General features: G+C 66.2%; 11 protein-coding genes. 7 read left to right on the forward strand and 4 right to left on the reverse strand.

The features are described 5' to 3' along the window. Nucleotides 1–53 precede the first annotated feature (53 nt). Nucleotides 54–1,475 carry a condensation domain-containing protein gene (locus tag AC4LGL_RS00430; RefSeq protein WP_491837114.1) on the reverse strand — a complete coding sequence of 474 codons (1,422 nt, stop codon included), beginning with the start codon at nt 1,473–1,475 and terminating at the stop codon, nt 54–56. Nucleotides 1,476–1,723: 248 nt separating this feature from the next. On the opposite strand from AC4LGL_RS00430, the gene AC4LGL_RS00435 reads away from it, so the two are divergent. After that, nucleotides 1,724–12,823 (forward strand): type I polyketide synthase, encoded by an 11,100-nt coding sequence (locus AC4LGL_RS00435; protein ID WP_491837115.1) that lies wholly within the window; start codon nt 1,724–1,726, stop codon nt 12,821–12,823. A gap of 81 nt (nt 12,824–12,904) precedes the next feature. Here the strand turns inward: AC4LGL_RS00435 and AC4LGL_RS00440 are convergent, their stop codons facing one another. Next, entirely contained in the window at nt 12,905–13,984 is a 1,080-nt protein-coding gene (locus tag AC4LGL_RS00440; RefSeq protein WP_491837116.1) for an NAD(P)H-dependent amine dehydrogenase family protein, read from the reverse strand. Between the two features lie 234 nt (nt 13,985–14,218). Here AC4LGL_RS00440 and AC4LGL_RS00445 point away from each other — a divergent pair, with 234 nt between their 5' ends. From AC4LGL_RS00445 to AC4LGL_RS00460, 4 genes are all read left to right on the forward strand, one after another. Then, on the forward strand, nt 14,219–16,054 hold the full coding sequence (locus AC4LGL_RS00445; protein WP_491837117.1) for an acyl-CoA dehydrogenase: 1,836 nt from the start codon (nt 14,219–14,221) through the stop codon (nt 16,052–16,054). A 143-nt stretch (nt 16,055–16,197) separates the two neighbouring features. Further along, a complete protein-coding gene (locus AC4LGL_RS00450; protein WP_055119693.1) occupies nt 16,198–16,839 on the forward strand; it encodes a DUF1361 domain-containing protein in 642 nt (213 codons plus the stop codon). A 110-nt stretch (nt 16,840–16,949) separates the two neighbouring features. Further along, a complete protein-coding gene (locus AC4LGL_RS00455) occupies nt 16,950–17,441 on the forward strand; it encodes a hypothetical protein (protein ID WP_491837118.1) in 492 nt (163 codons plus the stop codon). Beyond that, nucleotides 17,438–17,713 (forward strand): hypothetical protein, encoded by a 276-nt coding sequence (locus AC4LGL_RS00460; protein ID WP_491837119.1) that lies wholly within the window; start codon nt 17,438–17,440, stop codon nt 17,711–17,713. The genes AC4LGL_RS00455 and AC4LGL_RS00460 overlap by 4 nt, the downstream gene beginning before the upstream one ends. A 10-nt stretch (nt 17,714–17,723) precedes the next feature. On the opposite strand, the gene AC4LGL_RS00465 is transcribed toward AC4LGL_RS00460, so the two are convergent. Then, entirely contained in the window at nt 17,724–17,996 is a 273-nt protein-coding gene (locus AC4LGL_RS00465) for a DUF4235 domain-containing protein (protein ID WP_491837120.1), read from the reverse strand. Between the two features lie 166 nt (nt 17,997–18,162). Here AC4LGL_RS00465 and AC4LGL_RS00470 point away from each other — a divergent pair, with 166 nt between their 5' ends. Together AC4LGL_RS00470 and AC4LGL_RS00475 are read left to right on the forward strand one after the other, a co-directional pair. Further along, nucleotides 18,163–18,573 (forward strand): phage holin family protein, encoded by a 411-nt coding sequence (locus AC4LGL_RS00470; RefSeq protein ID WP_491837121.1) that lies wholly within the window; start codon nt 18,163–18,165, stop codon nt 18,571–18,573. After that, nucleotides 18,560–18,853, forward strand: a complete 294-nt coding sequence (locus AC4LGL_RS00475; RefSeq protein ID WP_491837122.1) for a DUF3618 domain-containing protein — start codon at nt 18,560–18,562, stop codon at nt 18,851–18,853. Before AC4LGL_RS00470 ends, AC4LGL_RS00475 begins: the two co-directional genes overlap by 14 nt. 16 nt (nt 18,854–18,869) lie before the next feature. On the opposite strand, the gene AC4LGL_RS00480 is transcribed toward AC4LGL_RS00475, so the two are convergent. Further along, entirely contained in the window at nt 18,870–18,992 is a 123-nt protein-coding gene (locus AC4LGL_RS00480; protein WP_491837123.1) for a hypothetical protein, read from the reverse strand. Nucleotides 18,993–19,006 lie beyond the last annotated feature (14 nt).

Consider the following 19,006-nt stretch of genomic DNA (forward strand, 5'->3'; position numbering starts at 1 on the left):
CACCTCGAAGGCGGCGCAAAGCGGAAAGTCCATGACCATTTGTTTGCTCTCCGTTACGCGACCCGGCCCCAGTGCCCGCTGTCAGCAACGCGTGACGACACCGACTTCATCGCCTCCAGGTAGCGGGTGACCGACTTCTCGGCGACCGGGTTGTCGGGGTGCATGATCGCCATGACCGTGCCCTCCCCGTACCGGAAGATGTAGATCGTCAACTGGTAGGAGAACCGGTTGTCCGGATACATTCCGATGTTGTTCGCCAACCCCATGTCGCCCGCCGCGAGGATCGCGTTGAGCGGCGCCGCTCCGCCGTGCAGAAAGTTCGATACCGGGAAGTTCGGTTGTGGCCAGTTCAACCACGGCGCCAACTCCAACACGCGGTAATACGGAACTCTCGCCATGTCCAGGCCGGAATCGAAAGACTGCTGCGCCGCCCAGGCAGCGTCACTGAAAGAGGTGGCCGCAACCGGGACGGTGATCGGAATCAGACCGGTGAACCAGCCCTGTGTCATGAAATTGTCGCCGGCTGTACGCGAATCCCTCGGCGTGAGGCCGTAATACGTAAGCGCACCGGTGAACTCATGTTCCACCAGGCCCAGGCATGCGAACAGGCCACCGACGAAACGGGCGCCGGCCGCCGAGCAGGCCGCGTCGAAGCGTTCCGTCTGTGCCGGGCTCAACAGCACTTCCGAGGACCAGGCGCTGCTGGTCGACTCGTTCGGATTCCCCAGCGGCAGCGGGAATTCCGGAAATCCATCCTGGTTGTTCTCAGCGAAGTCGATCCAGGCGCGCACTCCAGGAGATTCCAAGGTCAGCGTGGACGTGTACTCACGCTCGCGGACGCAGAAGTCATCGAAGCTGCCGGCGTCAGGAAGTGTGAGGGCCTGACCACTGCCGCTCATCGCCGAATACATTCCGTTGGCTTCCATCATTGTGGTGCCGATCAAAGTCGCGTCGCCGTGAACGTGATCCATGGCAGCGAAGAAAGTGAAGTGACCGTCGTTCTGGATGATGCCGAACGTAAAGCAGCCCCATTCCAGGGGATTCGGTATGCCCACGACGTGGGCGTGAATTTCTTCGACCGTCAAGTTGCCCTGGTCGACCGGCACGAATTCGATATCATCCGGGTTTTCGATTGCATGCCTGACGAATTGGCCGTCGTCGCCTTCTTTGAACCAACTCCGGAATGTGTCGTGCCTGCGCAGGTAGGTATTCACGGCGTGGTCCATCGCCGAGATATCACATTGCCCAGCAACCTCACAGCTAGCGATGATCTGCCGTGAAAAATTCAAACCCGCGGATTTACGCTGGGTGTAATTACGCAGATGTTGGCCCTGCATGTAGCTAACCGGTACCGAGCTCACCGGTGCGTTTCTTGCGGTTTCCTGAGCTGCAGGCGTCGGGTGCCACGAGGTCACCGAGCCAGGACTCAGCGACCATTCATCAAGTGCGCCAACAGTTATCTTACCGATCCGCAAAGCTCAGGCCCTCCCAGTAGTGCTCAATGCTCGGCCGCTCTCCGGACCGGCAGGACCCCCCGGGGCATCAACATACCCGTCGTTCGGCCGAGACGGTTCAGGGAGCTTGACGAGGGAAGTTTGACCGGGCAAGGGGAGTAGCGCGCGCCACAGGTTCGCATGCAATAGTGGTTCGGGTTGATCTTCAAGCGCTTTCGGGGGGTGCGCGGAGGTGTAGTTTTGCACGCCGATGCGAGGAGGACAACGGGATGAAATCCGTTGAACGTCCAGATGAACAGTCCGCACGCTTTGCCATCGTCGGCTACGCTGCGCGCTTTCCAGGAGCTCAGGACGCCGATGGCTTCTGGGACCTGCTGAGAGCCGGTCGCGAAGCCATCTCGGAGGTACCCGAAGACCGCTGGGACGTCGAGGAATTCTTCGATCCGGAGCCAGGCACACCAGGCAAGGTGGTGACCCGCCGCGCCGGTTTCGTCGATGACGTAACCGGATTCGACGCCCCGTTCTTCGGTATGTCAACGCGCGAGGTCAGGCTGATGGATCCGCAGCATCGGATCCTGTTGGAAACAGCCTGGCGGGCCGTGGAACACTCGGGTACCGCGCCAACGGCATTGGCTGACACCAACACTGGCGTGTTCGTCGGACTGGCCACCCACGACTACCTCGGAATGGCCTCTGACGAGCTGACTTACCCCGAGATCGAGGCCTACATGGCCATCGGTACTTCGAATGCCGCGGCAGCCGGCCGGATCAGCTATCGATTAGGTCTGCAGGGCCCCTCGGTCGCGGTCGATACCGCGTGCAGCTCGTCGCTGGTGGCGATCCATCAAGCGTGCCAAGCACTTCGCTTAGGTGAGTGCGATCTGGCGCTGGCCGGCGGGGCGAACGTCCTGCTCACGCCCGCCACCATGATCACCTTCTCGAGTGCGCATATGCTGGCACCCGACGGCCGCTGCAAGACGTTCGACGCGGCCGCCGACGGCTATGTCCGCGGCGAGGGCTGCGGCGTCATCGTCATCAAGCGCCTCGAAGACGCCATCCGCGACGGTGACCACATCCGGGCCGTGATCCGCGGCAGCGCGATCAACCAGGACGGCGCGTCGGGCGGTCTGACGGTGCCCAACGGCGTCGCTCAGCAGCGCGTCATCGCCGATGCCCTACAGCGGGCCGGCCTCGAACCCAAGGACGTCGGCTACCTCGAAGCGCACGGCACCGGGACCTCCCTCGGCGACCCGATCGAGGCGCAGGCCGCAGGTGCGGTGCTCGGTGCCGGACGCGAACCCGACCGGCCGTTGTTGATGGGCTCGGCGAAGACGAACATCGGGCACCTCGAAGCCGCCGCAGGCATCGCCGGCGTCATCAAGGTGGTCCTGTCACTCGAGAACGAGCTGCTGCCCCAGCACCTGCACTTTCAGAACCCGTCGCCGCACATCCCGTGGGACCGGCTCGCCGTGGAAGTGGTCAAGGAGGCCACCCCGTGGGAACGCAACGGCGCGCCGCGCATCGCCGGTGTCAGTTCGTTCGGCTTCGCCGGAACCAACGCGCACGTCATCCTGGAGGAAGCGCCCGAACGGGCGGCGCCGCAGTTGGACGTCGCCGGGCAGGCTGAGCGATTCGGCATCCTCCCGCTCTCGGCACACACGCCCGCCGCATTGGTTCAGGTCGCCGAGCAGTATCGCGATTGGATGAGCGCTCACCCCGAGGCCACCCTGGCCGACGTCTGCTTCACCGCCGGGGTCGGCCGGGCACACCTTGAGCACCGCGCCGCGCTGGTGGTCGATTCGAGGGAATCCGCCATCGAACTGCTCGGCGCCCTCGCCGACGACCGTCCGGCACCGGGACTGATCCGGGGTGAATCCCACGACAAGCCCAAGACCGCGTGGCTGTTCACCGGCCAAGGCAGCCAGTACGCCGGGATGGCACGTGAGCTGTTCGACTCCGAGCCGGTGTTCGCCGAGACGCTGAATCGCTGCGCGGCGGCCGTCGCCGACCAGCTCGACAAGCCTCTGCTGGACGTGATCTTCGATCTGGACGGTCCAGATGCCGAGGAGACGCTGCGCCAGACCTCCTACGCGCAGCCCGCGCTGTTCGCGGTGGAGATGGGTCTGGCCCGGCTCTGGCAATCATGGGGATTCGAACCCGACGTGGTGCTCGGCCACAGCGTCGGCCAGTACGCGGCGGCCTGCGTCGCGGGCGTGTTCGGTCTGGAGGACGGCGCCCAGTTGATGGCCGAACGAGGACGCCTCTTCGGCAGCCTGCCCGCCGGTGGCCGCATGGTCGCGGTGTTCGCCTCCGCAGAGCGGGTGGAGAACCTCACCGACGAGTTCCCGGCCCTGTCGGTTGCCGCCTACAACGGCACCAACACCGTGCTGTCGGGGCCCGCGGAAGACCTGGAGCGGGCCGTCGCCGGACTCACCGCCGACGGTGTCCGGTGCGACTGGCTCGAAACCAGCCATGCGTTCCACTCGTCGCTGCTGGATCCGATCCTCGACGAATTCGAATCGTATGCAAACCGTTTCACCTTCAAGGCACCGCAACGAATTCTGATCGACAACCGCAGCGGCGCCGCGTTGGGCCGGAGCGTGAAGCTCGATGGCGCGTATTGGCGCCGGCACGCCCGCCAACCGGTGGAGTTCGCCAAGAGCGTGCGGACCCTGGCCGACATGAACTGCAAGCTGCTGGTCGAGATCGGACCTCGGCCGGTGCTCACCGCGACGGCACTGGGCGCCTGGCCCGACCCGGCCGGCGCACCGCGGGTGATCGCGTCGCTGCGCCGCAACACCGCCGACCAGCGGCAGATCACCGAAGCCGTCGCCGACGCGTACGTCCTGGGCCACCTGCCCGAGTTCGGCGCGTTCCGGCAGGCGCAGGCACGGAAGCTCGATCTGCCCACCTACCCGTTCGAGCATCGTCAGTACTGGTATCGGGACAATCGCGAACAACCCAACCAACAGCAGCACGTTGCCGGTCCGCGCACCCAGGCCGTTCGCCTTCTCGAAGACGGCCGTCTAGAGGAACTCGCGACCCTGCTCGGCGGCACGGACGGCGACGGTCAGACCCTGGACGTGCTGACCAAGCTTGCAGCACAACACAACCGCCAGCGGTCCACCCAGTCCATCGCCGACGACCGCTACGAGTTCCGCTGGGAGAAAGCGGTTACTCCGCTGTCGGGTGCCGACACCGCAGAGACGTCGACGTGGCTGCTCATCGGCGAGCAGTCCCCGGCGGTCCAGCCGCTGGTCGACGCGCTGACCTCGCGCGGGCAGCAGTACCGGTTCCTCGGGCTGCCGACGTCCGACGCCGACACCGCTCAACTCGCCGACGCGTTGCGCGCTGCGGCCGCCGACGGTTCGACACTGCGCCTCCTTCACGTGGCAGCGCTGGACGGGGAACCGGAAGCCAAGTCCGTGCCGTCGATGCGGTCGCTGCTCCGGATGCAACACCACGTCCTGGCCGGAACGCGGCGTCTCTTCCGCGCCGCGGCCGAGGCCGATCTGAGGGCTCCGATCTGGTTGGTCACCCGCGGCGCACAGCACGTCGCCGTAGCGGACACCGTGGCGCCCGAACAGACTGCCCTGTGGGGATTCGGTCGCGCGGCGGCGCTGGAACTCCCGCAGCTGTGGGGCGGACTGGCCGACCTGTCCGAAGGCAGCGCAGGCGAATGGACCACACTGCTCAACCGGATCGCGATATCGACCGACGCGAACCGGCGGGAAGACCAGATCGCGGTACGCGATCAAACGGTCCACGTCCCCCGGCTCGTCCGCCGAGAGGACCTGCCGAGCGGCACACCACTGGAACTGCGCAGCGACGCAACGTATCTGGTGACCGGCGGCCTGGGTTCGATCGGCCTGGAGATCGCCGGATACCTGGCCGCCCACGGCGCCAAGCACCTGGTGCTGACCAGCCGTCGCGCACCCGGCGAAGCCGCCGCACAACGCATCACCAAACTCGGCGACCAGCACGGCTGTGACATCCGTGCCGTGACCGCCGACGTCGCCGATGCGCACGACGTCGCACGCCTGTTCAAGACCATCGCCGCCGAGATGCCACCGCTGGCGGGCATCGTGCATGCTGCCGGTGAACTCGGAACCACTCCGCTGGGCGACCTGGACGACGCTGAGGTGGATCGCGTCTTCGCCGGGAAGGTCTGGGGTGCCTGGCATCTGAGCGAAGCCGCGGCAGACGCGAAGCTCGACTTCTTCATCAGCACCTCGTCGATCGCCTCGGTGTGGGGCGGATACGGTCAGACGGCCTACGGTGCGGCGAACGCCTTCCTCGACGGCCTGGCCTGGCGACTTCGCGAGCACAACATCCCCGGCACCAGCGTCAACTTCGGTCCCTGGGCAGCAGGCATGGCCGACGCGGAGTCTCGCGCCCGGCTGGATCAGCGTGGTGTCCGGACGCTGCCACCCGCCGATGCACTGGCCGGACTGGCCGACGCCGTCGCGATCGCCTCTGCTGGAGGTTCGGCACAAGGAGTCGTGGCCCGCATCGACTGGTCCCGCTTCCTGCCGCTGTACCAGCAGGCGGGCCGACGGGCCTTCCTGGCAGAGCTGGAACATGAAGTGCCGGCGCAACTTTCGGCACCCACCACCGCCTCGGGCAAGACACAGCTGGTCGAACGCCTGACCAATGCTCCGGTGCAGCAGCGCAAGAAGCTGCTGACCGATCACCTGCGCGACGCCGTCGCAGAGGTGACCCGGGTGGACTCCTCGGAGATCCGCGAGGACGCAGGGTTCTTCGACCTCGGCATGGATTCGCTGATGGCCGTCGAATTGCGCCGCCGCATCGAGCAGGGAGTGGGCGCGGAGATCCCCATCACGCTGGTGATGGATCACCCCCGGATCTCCGACGTTGCCGAATATCTGCTCGGCGATGTCCTCGGGCTCAACGAGCAGGCCAAACCGGCGTCGCAACCGGCAGCGGTGACCGCGCGGACCGATGAACCCATCGCGATCGTCGCCGTGTCGTGCCGCTTCCCCGGCGCGCCCGACCCGGAAGCGTTCTGGGAATTGCTGTCCGGCGGCGTCGACGCCATCCGGGAAGTTCCCGAAGACCGATTCGACATCGACGAGTTCTACGATCCGGATCCCGAGACAGCGGGCAAGACCTACACGCGTTTCGGCGGATTCCTCGACGGGATCGACGGATTCGACCCGGAGTTCTTCGGTATCTCCCCGCGTGAGGCCGTCTGGATCGAGCCGCAGCAGCGGCTGATGCTCGAAACGGTCTGGGAGGGCCTCGAGCGGGCCGGGTACGCACCGGCCACGTTGCGTGGCAGTCGGACCGGCATCTTCGCCGGCGTGGCCGCCAACGAGTACGCGCATCTGCTGTCGTCGGAGTCGATCGACAAGATCGAGCCGTACTTCATCACCGGAAATGCCCTCAACGCCATCTCCGGCCGGGTTGCCTTCGCGCTCGGATTCGAGGGCCCGGCAATGGCTGTCGATACCGCGTGCAGCTCGGCCCTGGTGGCGATCCATCAGGCCTGCCAGGCACTGCACTCCGGCGATTGCGACCTGGCGTTGGCCGGTGGCGTGAACGTCCTGCTCTCTCCGGTGACGGTGGTCGCCGCATCCCGGGCACGCATGCTCTCCCCCGTCGGGCGGTGCAAGACCTTCGACGCCTCCGCGGACGGCTACGTGCGCAGTGAGGGCTGCGGTATTCTCGTGCTGAAGCGGCTGAGCGACGCAGAGCGCGACGGCGACCGGATCTGCGCGGTCATCCCCAGCAGCGCGGTCAACCAGGACGGTGCGTCCAGCGGTTTGACCGTGCCCAATGGCGGTGCGCAGCAACGCCTCATCGGAACGGCGCTGGCCCGCGCCGGGTGGACCGGCGGCGACGTCGACTACCTCGAAGCGCACGGAACGGGTACGCCGCTCGGCGATCCGATCGAGGTCCAGGCGGCTGCCGCGGCCTACGGCGGCGCGCGTGACGCCGATCGGCCGTTGCTGATGGGATCGGTCAAGACCAACATCGGTCACACCGAATCCGCTTCGGGCGCAGCGGGTCTGATCAAGGTCGTGTTGTCGTTGCAGCACGAGGTCCTGCCGCAGAGCCTGCACTTCGACAACCCGTCGCCACACATCCCGTGGGATTCACTGCCGGTGCAGGTCGTCGACAAGGCGACCCCCTGGCAGACCAACGGCCGGCCGCGCCGTGCCGGGGTCAGCTCGTTCGGGTTCACCGGTACCAACGCGCACGTGCTGATCGAGGAGGCGCCGGCCCGACCCGCCGTCGCTCCCGAGGACCAGCCCGCTGACGAGGTGTCGCCGGAGACGCAGGCTCCCGACGAGCAGGTGAGCGTGCTGGCGTTGTCCGCGCGGTCACCTGAAGCGCTCCTGGCACTGGCACAGCGGTACGAGACGTGGCTCAGCGCCCACCCGGACGCCGATCTGGCCGGTGTGTGCCTGACCGCCGGAACCGGGCGGTCGCACTTCGAGCATCGGGCCGCGCTGGTCGTGGACTCGATCGAGGAGGCACGCCTGGCTCTTGCCGACCTGGCCGAGAACCGGACCCGCCCCGGTGTGGTGCGCGGTGAGCACACCAACCACCCGACCACCGCATGGCTGTTCACCGGGCAGGGCAGCCAGTACCCGGGCATGGCGCGTGAGTTGTTCGACACGGAGCCGGTTTTCGCCGAGACCGTGACGCGGTGCGCCGAGGCGGTCAAGGGCATGCTGCCGCTCCCGCTCCTGGATGTGATGTTCGCCCAGGATGCCGAGGCAGGACAGACGCTGCGGCACACGTCCTATGCGCAGCCGGCGCTCTTCGCCGTCGAGATGGGCCTGGCGCGGCTGTGGCAGTCATGGGGCATCGCACCCGACGTCGTACTGGGCCACAGCGTCGGCCAGTACGCCGCGGCATGCGTCGCCGGCGTCTTCAGCCTGGAGGACGGTGCTCGGCTGATGGCCGAGCGCGGCCGGTTGTTCGGCAGCCTACCCGAAGGTGGGCGCATGGTGGCGGTGTTCGCCGACCCCAAGCACGTCGAGGAGATCGCAAGCAAATTCCCGCGGGTGTCGGTCGGCGCCTACAACGGGCCCAACACCGTGCTCTCCGGCCCGGGCGACGATCTCGAGGAGATCGTCAACCAGTTCGGGAACGAAGGGACCCGCTGCACCTGGCTCCAGACCAGCCACGCGTTCCACTCGGAACTGCTGGACCCGGTGCTCGACGAATTCGAGGCGTACGCCGCGCAGGTGCAGTTCGCAGCGCCGACACTCCCCCTGGTCTGCAACCGCACCGGAGCCATCCTGACGGCCCAGACCCCGCTCGATGCCCAGTACTGGCGCCGCCATTCACGCCAGCCGGTGCAGTTCTCCGAAAGCGTGCGGACCGTCGCGGCGCTGGGCTGCTCGGTCCTGATGGAGATCGGTCCGCAACCGGTGCTCACCAGCGCAGCGGTTCAGGTATGGCCGGAACACCTGGCCGCACCGCGGGCAATCGTCTCGCTGCGCAAGGGCATCAACGATCGGCGTCAGATCGCCGACGCGCTGGCTGCGGCCTACGTCGGCGGGCACCGACCCGACTTCGCCGCGGTACAGCGGCAGCCCGGTCGCAAGGTCGAGTTGCCGACATATCCGTTCCAGCACCGCCGCTTCTGGCCCAAGACATCGGCGATCACGAGCTCCGGCTTCGACGGCAGCGCAGGTACTGGAATCCTCGGCGCGGCCAAGGACCTGGCTTCCGGCGACTCCATCTACACGAGCCGGATCTCGGTCAAGACGCAGCCGTGGTTGTCCGACCACGTCATCTACGGCACCGTCGTCGTCCCCGGCGCGACGTACGCCGCGATGGCGCTGGCCGCGGTCGGCACCCCGGCCCACGCCAAGGACGTCTTCTTCTTCGAGCCGATCATCCTGCCCGAGAAGAGCTCTCGCGAGGTGCAGCTGACATTGCACCCGTTGGAGACGGGCGGAGAGTGGAAGTTCCAGGTTCACAGCCGTCCCTACGGAGAACGCGACGTCGACTGGTCGCTGAACGCCGAAGGCACAGTGGTAAGCGGCCCCGGCGACTCGTCCGAGGAACCGAACGCCGAAACCGACCCGGTAGACGAAGCCATCGAACGGCTGGAACGCATGCGTCCGCAAGAGCTGTTCGAGACCTTCGCCGACCTGGAATTGGCCTGGGGCCCAAACTGGTCCGGTTCCCTGAAGTCCTTGTGGCTCGGTGAGGGCGAGGCGATCGGCGACATCCTGGTCGGCGAGGAACTCGCCGAACAACTGGGCACCGAGCCGATGCACCCGGTCCTGATGGACCTGTGCACGGGCGTCGCCTTCCCCGCGTTCCCGGCTCTTCTCGCCGCCGAGCAGGGCGTCAACGACCTGTTCCTGCCGCTGCGGTACGGGCAGGTGACGTTGAAGGAGAAGATGCCCCGGCGGTTCTACTGCCGCGCGAAGTGGCACGAGGCCGAGCTCAACAACGAAACCCAGGTGTTCGACCTCGAGTACATCGATCGGGACGGCCATTACCTCGGCGGCGTTCGCGAGTTCACGGTAAAGCGCGCACCCCGCGAAGCATTGCTTCGTGGCCTCGGCGGCGACGCCACCCGGCTGCTGTACACGCTGGGCTGGCACGAGGTGCCGGTGCCGCCGTCCGACGGTGCGGCCGAAAGCCCGAGCGGCACTTGGCTGGTCGCCGGATTCGACGACCTCGCTGCGAAGGTGCCGGGCTGCATCCCGCTCGATCGCCAGACCGGTCAGCAGCTGGGAGAGGTGCTGGCGGAAGCCAAGGAGCGCGGTCTGCCGTTCTCCGGTGTCATCTGGCGCGCCGCTACGGCGGGCACTGAAGAAACCGCTGCTGACAGTCAGACGCGACTCGAAGCCGAGATCACCAACCTGCTCGGCGCGGTGCACACCGTGCAGGGCGGTTCACAAAACGGCGGCGTGAAACTTCCACATGGTCTGTGGATCGTCACCGAGCGGGCCGTCGCCACCGAGTCCGGCGAGCCGGTCGATCCGGTGCAGGCCGCGCTGTGGGGCTTCGGGCGCACCACGATCAACGAGGAACCGGCGTTGCACGCCAAGCTCATCGATTGCGACGGGTCACCGGAAGCCGTGCAGGCACTGGCAGATCTGATCGTCACCCCGGTCGAAGAGCCGGAAATCGCTGTGCGGCAAGGCAAGCTGCTCGCATCGCGGTTGCTGCCATGGTCGCGCAGCGGGCACCTCACGGTGCCGCGCGGCAGCGACTACGTCCTGGCACCCACCGAACGCGGCGCGATCGACAACCTCCGCATCACCGAGAAGGAGGTGCCGGCGCCGGACGAAGGTTACGTGCAGGTCCGGGTCGAGGCCGCGGGTCTCAACTTCCGGGACGTGCTCAACGTGCTGGGCCTGTACCCGGGCGATCCGGGACCGATCGGCGGCGACTTCGCCGGCATCGTCACGCAATTGAGTGAGGGTGTCACCGGAGTCGAGGTGGGCCAGCGGGTGTACGGCTCCATGCAGGGGGCGTTCTCCAGCCGGTTCAACGTGCCTGCCCAGTTCCTGGCGCCGATCCCGGACGGGGTCAGCGCGGTCGAGGCCGCAACGATTCCGGCCGCTGCACTGACGGTCCGGCTGTCGTTCGACTGGGCAAAGCTCAAGCCCGGCGACAAGGTGCTGATCCACGCCGCCAGCGGTGGTGTGGGCCTGGCAGCCATCCAGATGGCGCAGCAGTTCGGTGCAGAGGTCTACGCCACGGCGAGCACCTTCAAGCGGGCCACGCTGCGCAAGCTGGGTGTCAAGCACGTCTACGACTCGCGGACAACGGACTTCGCCGATCAGATCCTGGCGGACACCGACGGTGCGGGCGTCGACGTGGTGCTCAACTCCCTGACGAGCGAAGGGTTCATCGAGGCGACACTGAAGGCCACCGCCAAGAATGGCCGTTTCGCCGAGATCGCCAAGCGCGACATCTGGTCAACCGAGCAGATGGCCGAGGCCCGTCCCGACATCGCGTACGAGATCGTGGCGTTGGACACGGTGATGTTCACCGAGCCCGATCGCATTCGCGACCTGCTCACCGAGGTTTCGGAGGGTCTCGCCAAGGGTGAATGGACTCCGCTGCCCGCGGAGATCTACCCGCTGACCGAGGCCAGGACGGCGTTCCGGCGGATGCAGCAGGCCCGGCACATCGGCAAGATCGTGTGCCAGCTGCCGAATCCGCTTGCCCCTCGGCCGGACCGGACTTACCTGATCACAGGTGGGCTCGGTGCGATCGGTCTGCACACCGCGTCGTACCTGGCCCAGTTGGGCGCCGGCGACATCGTGCTGACCAGCCGCCGCGCACCGGATGCGGCCGCGCAGAAGCTGATCGAGGACATCACCGAGCGCTACAAGACCCGCATCCATGTGTTCACCGCCGATGTGGGCGAGGAGTCCGAGGTGGCGAACCTCCTGGAGCGGATCCGTGCGGAGCTCCCGCCACTTGCGGGCGTCGCCCACCTGGCGGGCGTGCTCGACGATGCGCTGCTGGGTCAGCAGAGCACGGAACGGTTCCATAAGGTATTGGCACCCAAGGCCTTCGGCGCCGAGTATCTGGACAGGTTGACCAAGGACGACGAGCTGGACTTCTTCATCGTGTCCTCCTCGGTGTCCAGCCTGTTCGGTTCACCGGGGCAGTCCAACTACGCGACGGCCAATGCGCTGCTCGACGGTCTGATCGCGCAGCGCAGGGCGCAGGGCCTGCCGGCCACCGGCATCAACTTCGGCCCGTGGGGTCAGGGTGGCATGGCCTCCTCGGAGGCGGCGACGGCCAATATCAGTGCGCAGGGCCTGATTCCGCTGGATCCCTCGGCGGCGCTCGCCGCGCTCGCCGAGGTCGTCGCCAACGGGACCGGCCAGGCGGCCGTCATCAAGGCCAACTGGCAGCGGGCCGCGAAGGTGCTGGGCAGCCAGCGGCCTCCGATCCTCGACCTGGTGTTGCCGAGTGCCGTCGGTGAGGTCGTCGGTGACAGTGAGGTTCTCAAGCAGCTGCTCGAGATCCCGGTACCGCAGCGGGCCGGGTTCGTGACCGAGTTCCTGCAGAAGGAGGTGCAGAACTTCCTGCGCCTCGCCTCACCGCCGGCCGCGACCAGCCGCTTCCTGGATCTCGGCACCGACTCGCTGATGGCGATCGAACTCCGCAACCGGCTGCACACTCAGTTCGGCGGCAAATTCACGCTCAACGCGACGGCGGTCTTCGACTACCCGACCATCGGTGGGCTGGCCGAGTATCTGGTGGCCCAGCTGCCCGATGCGGAGTCCGCGGAGTCGGCCGAGTCGTCGGAATCGTCGGAATCGTCGGAATCGTCGGAGTCTTCGGAGTCGGCCGAGTCGTCGCCACAGGAGCCGGAGGCACCTGTGGAGGCAGAACCCAAGGACTAACCCGTCGAGTGGCCAGTTGTGACACGCCTTTTCGTGTTTCGCGTGCACTAGCTGGCCACTCGGCCTTTTTGGGCGAAAAAGTCAGACCCAGCGGGTCGCTTCGATCTCGGCAGGCAGCGGTGGGTGCAACGGCACGTCGAGTCCGTCGTAGATACCGGGCTTCTGGGTAGCCAGCCAATCGATCGCGCCGAGCAGACGGTTGGCCGCGGTGGTGTTGCCGCCGTCGGCGCGGGTGCCACCCGGCACATCGGCGCGCACCACGATGCTCAACTGCGGATCGCCGTCGACGATCACCCGGTGATCGCCGACCCCTTCGTCGGGCTGCGGCCAGTCCGGAGCACAGGCCGGGTCGATGCGGGTGATGTGTTCGATGATGACCCGCTCGACCCCGTTGGCCCATCCGATGACCTGGAGGCGGAACGCGCCCTGGGTGCCGGCCTCGAACCGGCCCATGACGTTGTCGACGGCCTCGGTCAGCGGCAGCCGTTCGACCGTCTCGGTGATGTCGTCGATCTCCAGGCCGAGCCCGCGACCGATCAAGCGGACATTGCCGCCCCACACCATGGTGGGGATGGACGGCAGCAACATCATCGGCGTCTCGTCCATCGACCCGCCGAAACCGCACAGCACCCGGACCGAGTGCGGCTGGTTGTAGGTGGAGTAGTCGAAGATCTCCTGGCACCGGATGGTGCGGATCCGGGTGCACAACCCCGCCGCGATCACGGCCAGGGCGTCGTTACCCCAGCCCGGGTCCACGCCACTGACCAGAAGCGCGGAGTTGCCGGCCACCGCGGCGTCGGTGAGCCGCTCGACCCATTCGGCGGGAGCCGAGGCCGGGTCGTAGAGCGAGTACAGCGACGGCGTCACCACTTGCTTGCCTGCACGGAGGCACCGCTCGATCTCGGCAAGGGCCTCCTCCGGACGGATGTCGCCGGAAGACATATAGGCCACCGCATCGCACTGGGCGAGTGCCGCGTCCACATCGGTGGTGGCCGCGACGCCGGTAGGCGCGTCGAGCTTGGCGAACGTCGCCGCGTCGCGACCGGCCTTGTCGGGTGAGGATGTGATCACCGCTGCCAGTTCGAGGCCCGGAAATCCCGTGGCCGACCTGATCGCCGTCGCACCCATGTTGCCCGTACCCCACACCGCAATTCGACGCATCGGGCCACCTTAGTAGACCGTTCGTGACTATCCTCACATTATCCGAAAACAGCAGGTCAAGCCTGTTTACGGAAAGAGGTACAAGCCTCGATCAACCACTGGGTTGGTTAGCTTTCAGAAATTGCTCAGAGTCTCTTTGCGTTGAAGTTACTGAACGGTATAGTTAGCCGCAGTTACTGGTGGGTAACTTATCCAAAGTACCCAACCTCAGGTGGCATTCCACAAGGAGGAAAAGTGAGCCACTACAAGAGCAATGTCCGTGACCAGGTCTTTAACCTGTTCGACGTCTTCGGCATCGACAAGGTGCTCGGCACCGGCGCGTATGCGGATCTCGACCAGGATTCGGCTCGGGAGATGCTCGCGGAGATCGCCCGACTGGCCGAAGGCCCCATCGCCGAGTCGTTCGCCGATGGTGACCGCAATCCCCCGGTGTTCGATCCCAAGACTCACAGCGTCACGCTGCCCGAGCCCTTCAAGAAGTCGATGCGCGCACTGCTCGACGGCGGCTGGGACAAGGTCGGCCTTTCCGAAGAACTCGGCGGCATGCCGGTTCCTCGCGCCCTTCAGTGGGCGCTGATCGAGCACATCCTCGGCGCCAACCCCGCGGCCTACATGTACGCGATGGGCGCGGGCATGTGCGAGATCTTCTACAACAACGCCACTGACGAGCAGAAGAAGTGGGCGGTCCTGGGCGCCGAGCGCGGCTGGGGCGCCACCATGGTGCTCACCGAGCCCGACGCCGGTTCCGACGTGGGCGCCGGCCGCACCAAGGCCGTCCAGCAGGAAGACGGCTCCTGGCACATCGACGGTGTGAAGCGGTTCATCACCTCCGCCGACTCCGACGATCTGTTCGAGAACATCATGCACCTGGTGCTGGCCCGCCCCGAGGGCGCCGGCCCGGGCACCAAGGGTCTGTCGCTGTTCTTCGTACCCAAGTTCCTCTTCGACTTCGAGACCGGTGAGCTGGGTGAGCGCAACGGCGCCTTCGTCACCAACGTCGAGCACAAGATGGGCCTGAAGGTCTCCACCACCTGTGAGCTGACCTTCGGTCAGCACGGCGTTCCCGCCAAGGGCTGGCTCGTCGGCGAGGTGCACAACGGCATCGCGCAGATGTTCGACGTGATCGAGCAGGCCCGAATGATGGTGGGCACCAAGGCCATCGCGACCCTGTCGACCGGCTATCTCAACGCTCTCGAGTACGCCAAGGAGCGCGTGCAGGGTGCCGACCTGACCCAGATGATGGACAAGACCGCCCCGCGCGTCACCATCACCCATCACCCCGACGTGCGTCGCAGCCTGATGACCCAGAAGGCCTACGCCGAGGCACTGCGCGCGCTGTACATCTACACCGCGACGTTCCAGGACGTCGAGGTTGCCAAGGCCGTGCACGGCATCGAGGGCGAGTTGGCGCACAAGGTCAACGACCTGCTGCTCCCGATCGTCAAGGGTGTGGGCTCCGAGCGCGCCTACGAGAAGCTGACCGAGAGCCTGCAGACCTTCGGTGGTTCCGGCTTCCTGCAGGACTACCCGGTCGAGCAGTACATCCGCGACGCCAAGATCGACTCCCTCTACGAGGGCACCACCGCCATCCAGGCGCAGGACTTCTTCTTCCGCAAGATCGTCCGCGACAAGGGTCAGGCGCTGGCATTCGTGGCCGGTGAGATCGAGCAGTTCATCAAGAACGAGACCGGCAACGGACGCCTCAAGACCGAGCGTGCCCTCCTGGCCACCGCGCTGGAGGACGTGCAGGGCATGGCCGCCACCCTCACCGGGTACCTGATGGCCGCCCAGGAAGATGCCGCAAGCATCTACAAGGTGGGTCTGGGTTCGGTCCGCTTCCTGATGTCGGTCGGCGACCTGCTGCTCGGCTGGCTGCTGGCCCGCCAGGCCGCAGTGGCCATCGAGAAGCTCGACGCCGGCGCCACCGGCGAGGAGCGCACCTACCTGGACGGCAAGATCGCCGCCGCATCGTTCTTCGCCAAGAACATGCTGCCGCTGCTGACCAGCACCCGTCAGGTCATCGAGACCCTCGACAACGAGGTGATGGAGCTCGACGAGGCTGCGTTCTAAGAAGCTCGTACGAAATCGCCCCCGGGTCACCCCGGGGGCGATTTTGTTTCTCGGTCCAACGTCGGCTCGTGTGCGAGCTTCCGCCAAAATCTGGAACACAAGCCAACATTCGGCGGGCAACCGGCACCAGGCAAACTGGTCCCATGACCGAAGCCCGCGGCATCCTGCTCGTCATGTCGTTGATGGCGACGACCGCGCTCACCCTGGCCCTCGGGATCACCGATCCGGCCGCGCCGATGTCCTACCCCACCAAGTTCCTGGTGTGGAACCTGGTGCTGGCGTGGATCCCGATGGTTTTCGCGATCGCGTTCGATCTGGTCGAGCGCCGGCTGTGGCTGCTGCCCCTGGGGCTGGGCTGGTTGGCGTTCCTGCCTAACGCTCCCTATCTGGTGACCGATCTGGTCCACCTCGGCGAGGGTTACGAGCTGTGGCGTCACGTGCTGCAGTACGGATTCGCCGCGTGGACCGGGATGCTGCTGGGCGTGGTGTCGCTGTTGCTGGTGCATCAGCGCCTGGACGACGAATTCGGCTCGTTCTGGGGTTGGCTGGCCGTCGTGCTGTCCGTTGCCGGGTGCGCGGTCGGCGTGGTGATCGGCCGGTTCCAGCGCTGGAACTCCTGGGACCTGGTGACCCGGCCCGATGCGGTGGTCGCGGCGACGTTCGACTGGATGCGCGCACCGCTGTCCTATGTGCAGTCGACCGGCGTGGCCATAGCTGTTGCAGCGTTCTTCGGGTTGGCCTATCTGACGATCTGGGCACTCAACGGACTGAATGTGCGCAGATAGTGTCCTGATCGTTATCGCGGTTTATCCCATTTGCCACATGGGTAACTTCTGTATCAGCGGCGCGGGTCCGCGACCGCACTGAAACAGAAAGAGGCGAATGGATCACCACCATGAACACCGTCCTATATTTCAGCGTCTATGGCGCCGTCTATGAAACCCGGGCCTACACCACCGCCGATATCAACCAACTCGTCCATGACCACGGGCTGCACTGCCTGACCTCCGCCGATCGGCAGTTCGACTTCTGGTTCAGCCCGTCGACACACTCGTGCCAGCGTCACGTGAACCGTAAGGCAACCGAACTCCTCCTGGCCACAACAGCTTTCACCCCCAAGACGGTTCCTCTGCTGCGCGGATGCGTCGTCGTCGCCACTCACGACACCGACGGTGAACTCGACGGGCTGAGCTGGCAGCAACTGGAGCTGCTGGCCCGCCGCGATCGCTCGCTGACCAAGTCGCAACAGCGTGCGCTCGGCCGACATATCAACCGTGCCGACGCCCGTCGAATCGACCCGCTCATCCCCGCCGCGCACTGTGACGGGTCGCACCACGTCGCCGTCAGCCGCGTCCGCGCAACCAGCCGACGAGCCTGGTCCGAATGACGGGGCAGAATGACTCGGCCGGGTACAGCGTGGAAGACGTCGCGGTGGAACATATCCGCGTCGGAGACACCCTGGCGATGTCCGGTGACGACGACCCGCGGACTCACGTCTTCCGCGTTGCGAACGCCGAGCTGCGGAACGAACTCACCACGGGTGAACAACCGAGGGTGATCCTGACGTCTGAGCCGGTGGGCGACACCGGTGAGCCGATGGTGCTCACTTATCCGACCGGAACCCGACTACGGAAGATCGTCAGCCACCCGACCGGGTAGCCGGTCCGTCTCAGACCGGTGACTCTTGGGCGAGCGCCCGATAGCTCTTGGCCCCTGCCCGGTCGACGGCGGCGCGGACCAGGCCGAATACCAATCCCTGAATCGCTGCCGCCGTCAAGGCTTTGGCGCCGGACCGTTCGAGGTCCTTGGGGTCGGGCGGTTCGAGATTCGGCTGATCGATGCGCTTCCAGATCTGGGTGAACAACGCTCCGGCCAATAGGCCCCCGCCCACACTCGTCGCCATGGACAGCGGCATGTAGAGTATCTTCGAGAGTCGGCTCACGGCTCCTCCTCGCGTCGGCACCAGCCCGAAAGGACGGCTTTCGGGCTGACGTGCGGGTACCCCGAACCGCACAGTTCTAACGGCACAGATGCCCTTTCGAGGTTTCGCCCGGCCGCACGTCGGGCACAGCTGTGGAAGAAGTAGTACGCATGGGGAAGGCCCAACGATGACTACCGAATCAAAATCAATCAGCGAAGCGTCGACGGCTCAGCTCCTCGGCCAATTGCAGGAGCAGACGACACGACTGGTTCGCGACGAGTTGCGGTTGGCGCAGCGAGAGTTTCAGGAATCCGCGCGTCACGCCGGAATCGGCGCGGGGTTGATCAGTGCCGCCGGTCTGCTGACGGTGCTCGGCCTCATGACGGTCATTGCCGCCGCGGTTGCGGCGATCGCGCTGGCCCTGCCGGTCTGGGCCGCCGCGGCCATCGTCGCCGCGGTGCTGTTCATCGGTGCCGCAGTGGCCGCAGTCGTCAGCCGTAGCCAGGCGAAGCAAGTTCCGCCGCCGGCCGCCGAGTCAGTAGACAGCGTCAAGCAGGATCTCGATGAGCTCAAGGAGGCACGACATGGCCGACGCTGATCGCCTTCCGCCCGAACCGGGGCCGGACGCGGGAATCGATGAACTGCAGTCCGACATCGACAAGACGCGCAGTGAGTTGGGCGAGACAGTGGCCGCGCTGTCCGACAAACTAGACGTCAAGGGCCGCGCGCAGGACAAGGCCGCCGAGACGAAGGATGCCGTCGTCGACCGGGCTCACGCCGCAACCGAGGCCGCAAGGTCCAAGCCGGCGGTGCCGGCCGCCGCTGTGATCGCAGTTCTTGCGGCAATCGGCCTGCTGGTGTGGTGGCGCCGCCGCTGACCGCATCGGCCATCAATTACTTGCGCTGCAACACGAACTGGTTCTGCGGGGCCGCACCCAACTCCGGGGACTGTGCGCCACCTCGGACATGATCGCGCTGAGGTGCCCTGACAGCCAACGGGTTTACCTCGTTTGTCATGTGGGCACCCCGGT

The organism is Mycolicibacterium arcueilense (genome assembly GCF_058536225.1).

Coding starts and splice junctions, on each gene's coding strand:
- AC4LGL_RS00435 (WP_491837115.1), top strand. CDS start 1,724: ATGAAATCCGTTGAACGTCCAGATGAACAGTCCGCACGCTTTGCCATC.
- AC4LGL_RS00440 (WP_491837116.1), bottom strand. CDS start 13,984: ATGCGTCGAATTGCGGTGTGGGGTACGGGCAACATGGGTGCGACGGCG.
- AC4LGL_RS00450 (WP_055119693.1), top strand. CDS start 16,198: ATGACCGAAGCCCGCGGCATCCTGCTCGTCATGTCGTTGATGGCGACG.
- AC4LGL_RS00455 (WP_491837118.1), top strand. CDS start 16,950: ATGAACACCGTCCTATATTTCAGCGTCTATGGCGCCGTCTATGAAACC.
- AC4LGL_RS00460 (WP_491837119.1), top strand. CDS start 17,438: ATGACGGGGCAGAATGACTCGGCCGGGTACAGCGTGGAAGACGTCGCG.
- AC4LGL_RS00470 (WP_491837121.1), top strand. CDS start 18,163: ATGACTACCGAATCAAAATCAATCAGCGAAGCGTCGACGGCTCAGCTC.
- AC4LGL_RS00475 (WP_491837122.1), top strand. CDS start 18,560: ATGGCCGACGCTGATCGCCTTCCGCCCGAACCGGGGCCGGACGCGGGA.
- AC4LGL_RS00480 (WP_491837123.1), bottom strand. CDS start 18,992: ATGACAAACGAGGTAAACCCGTTGGCTGTCAGGGCACCTCAGCGCGAT.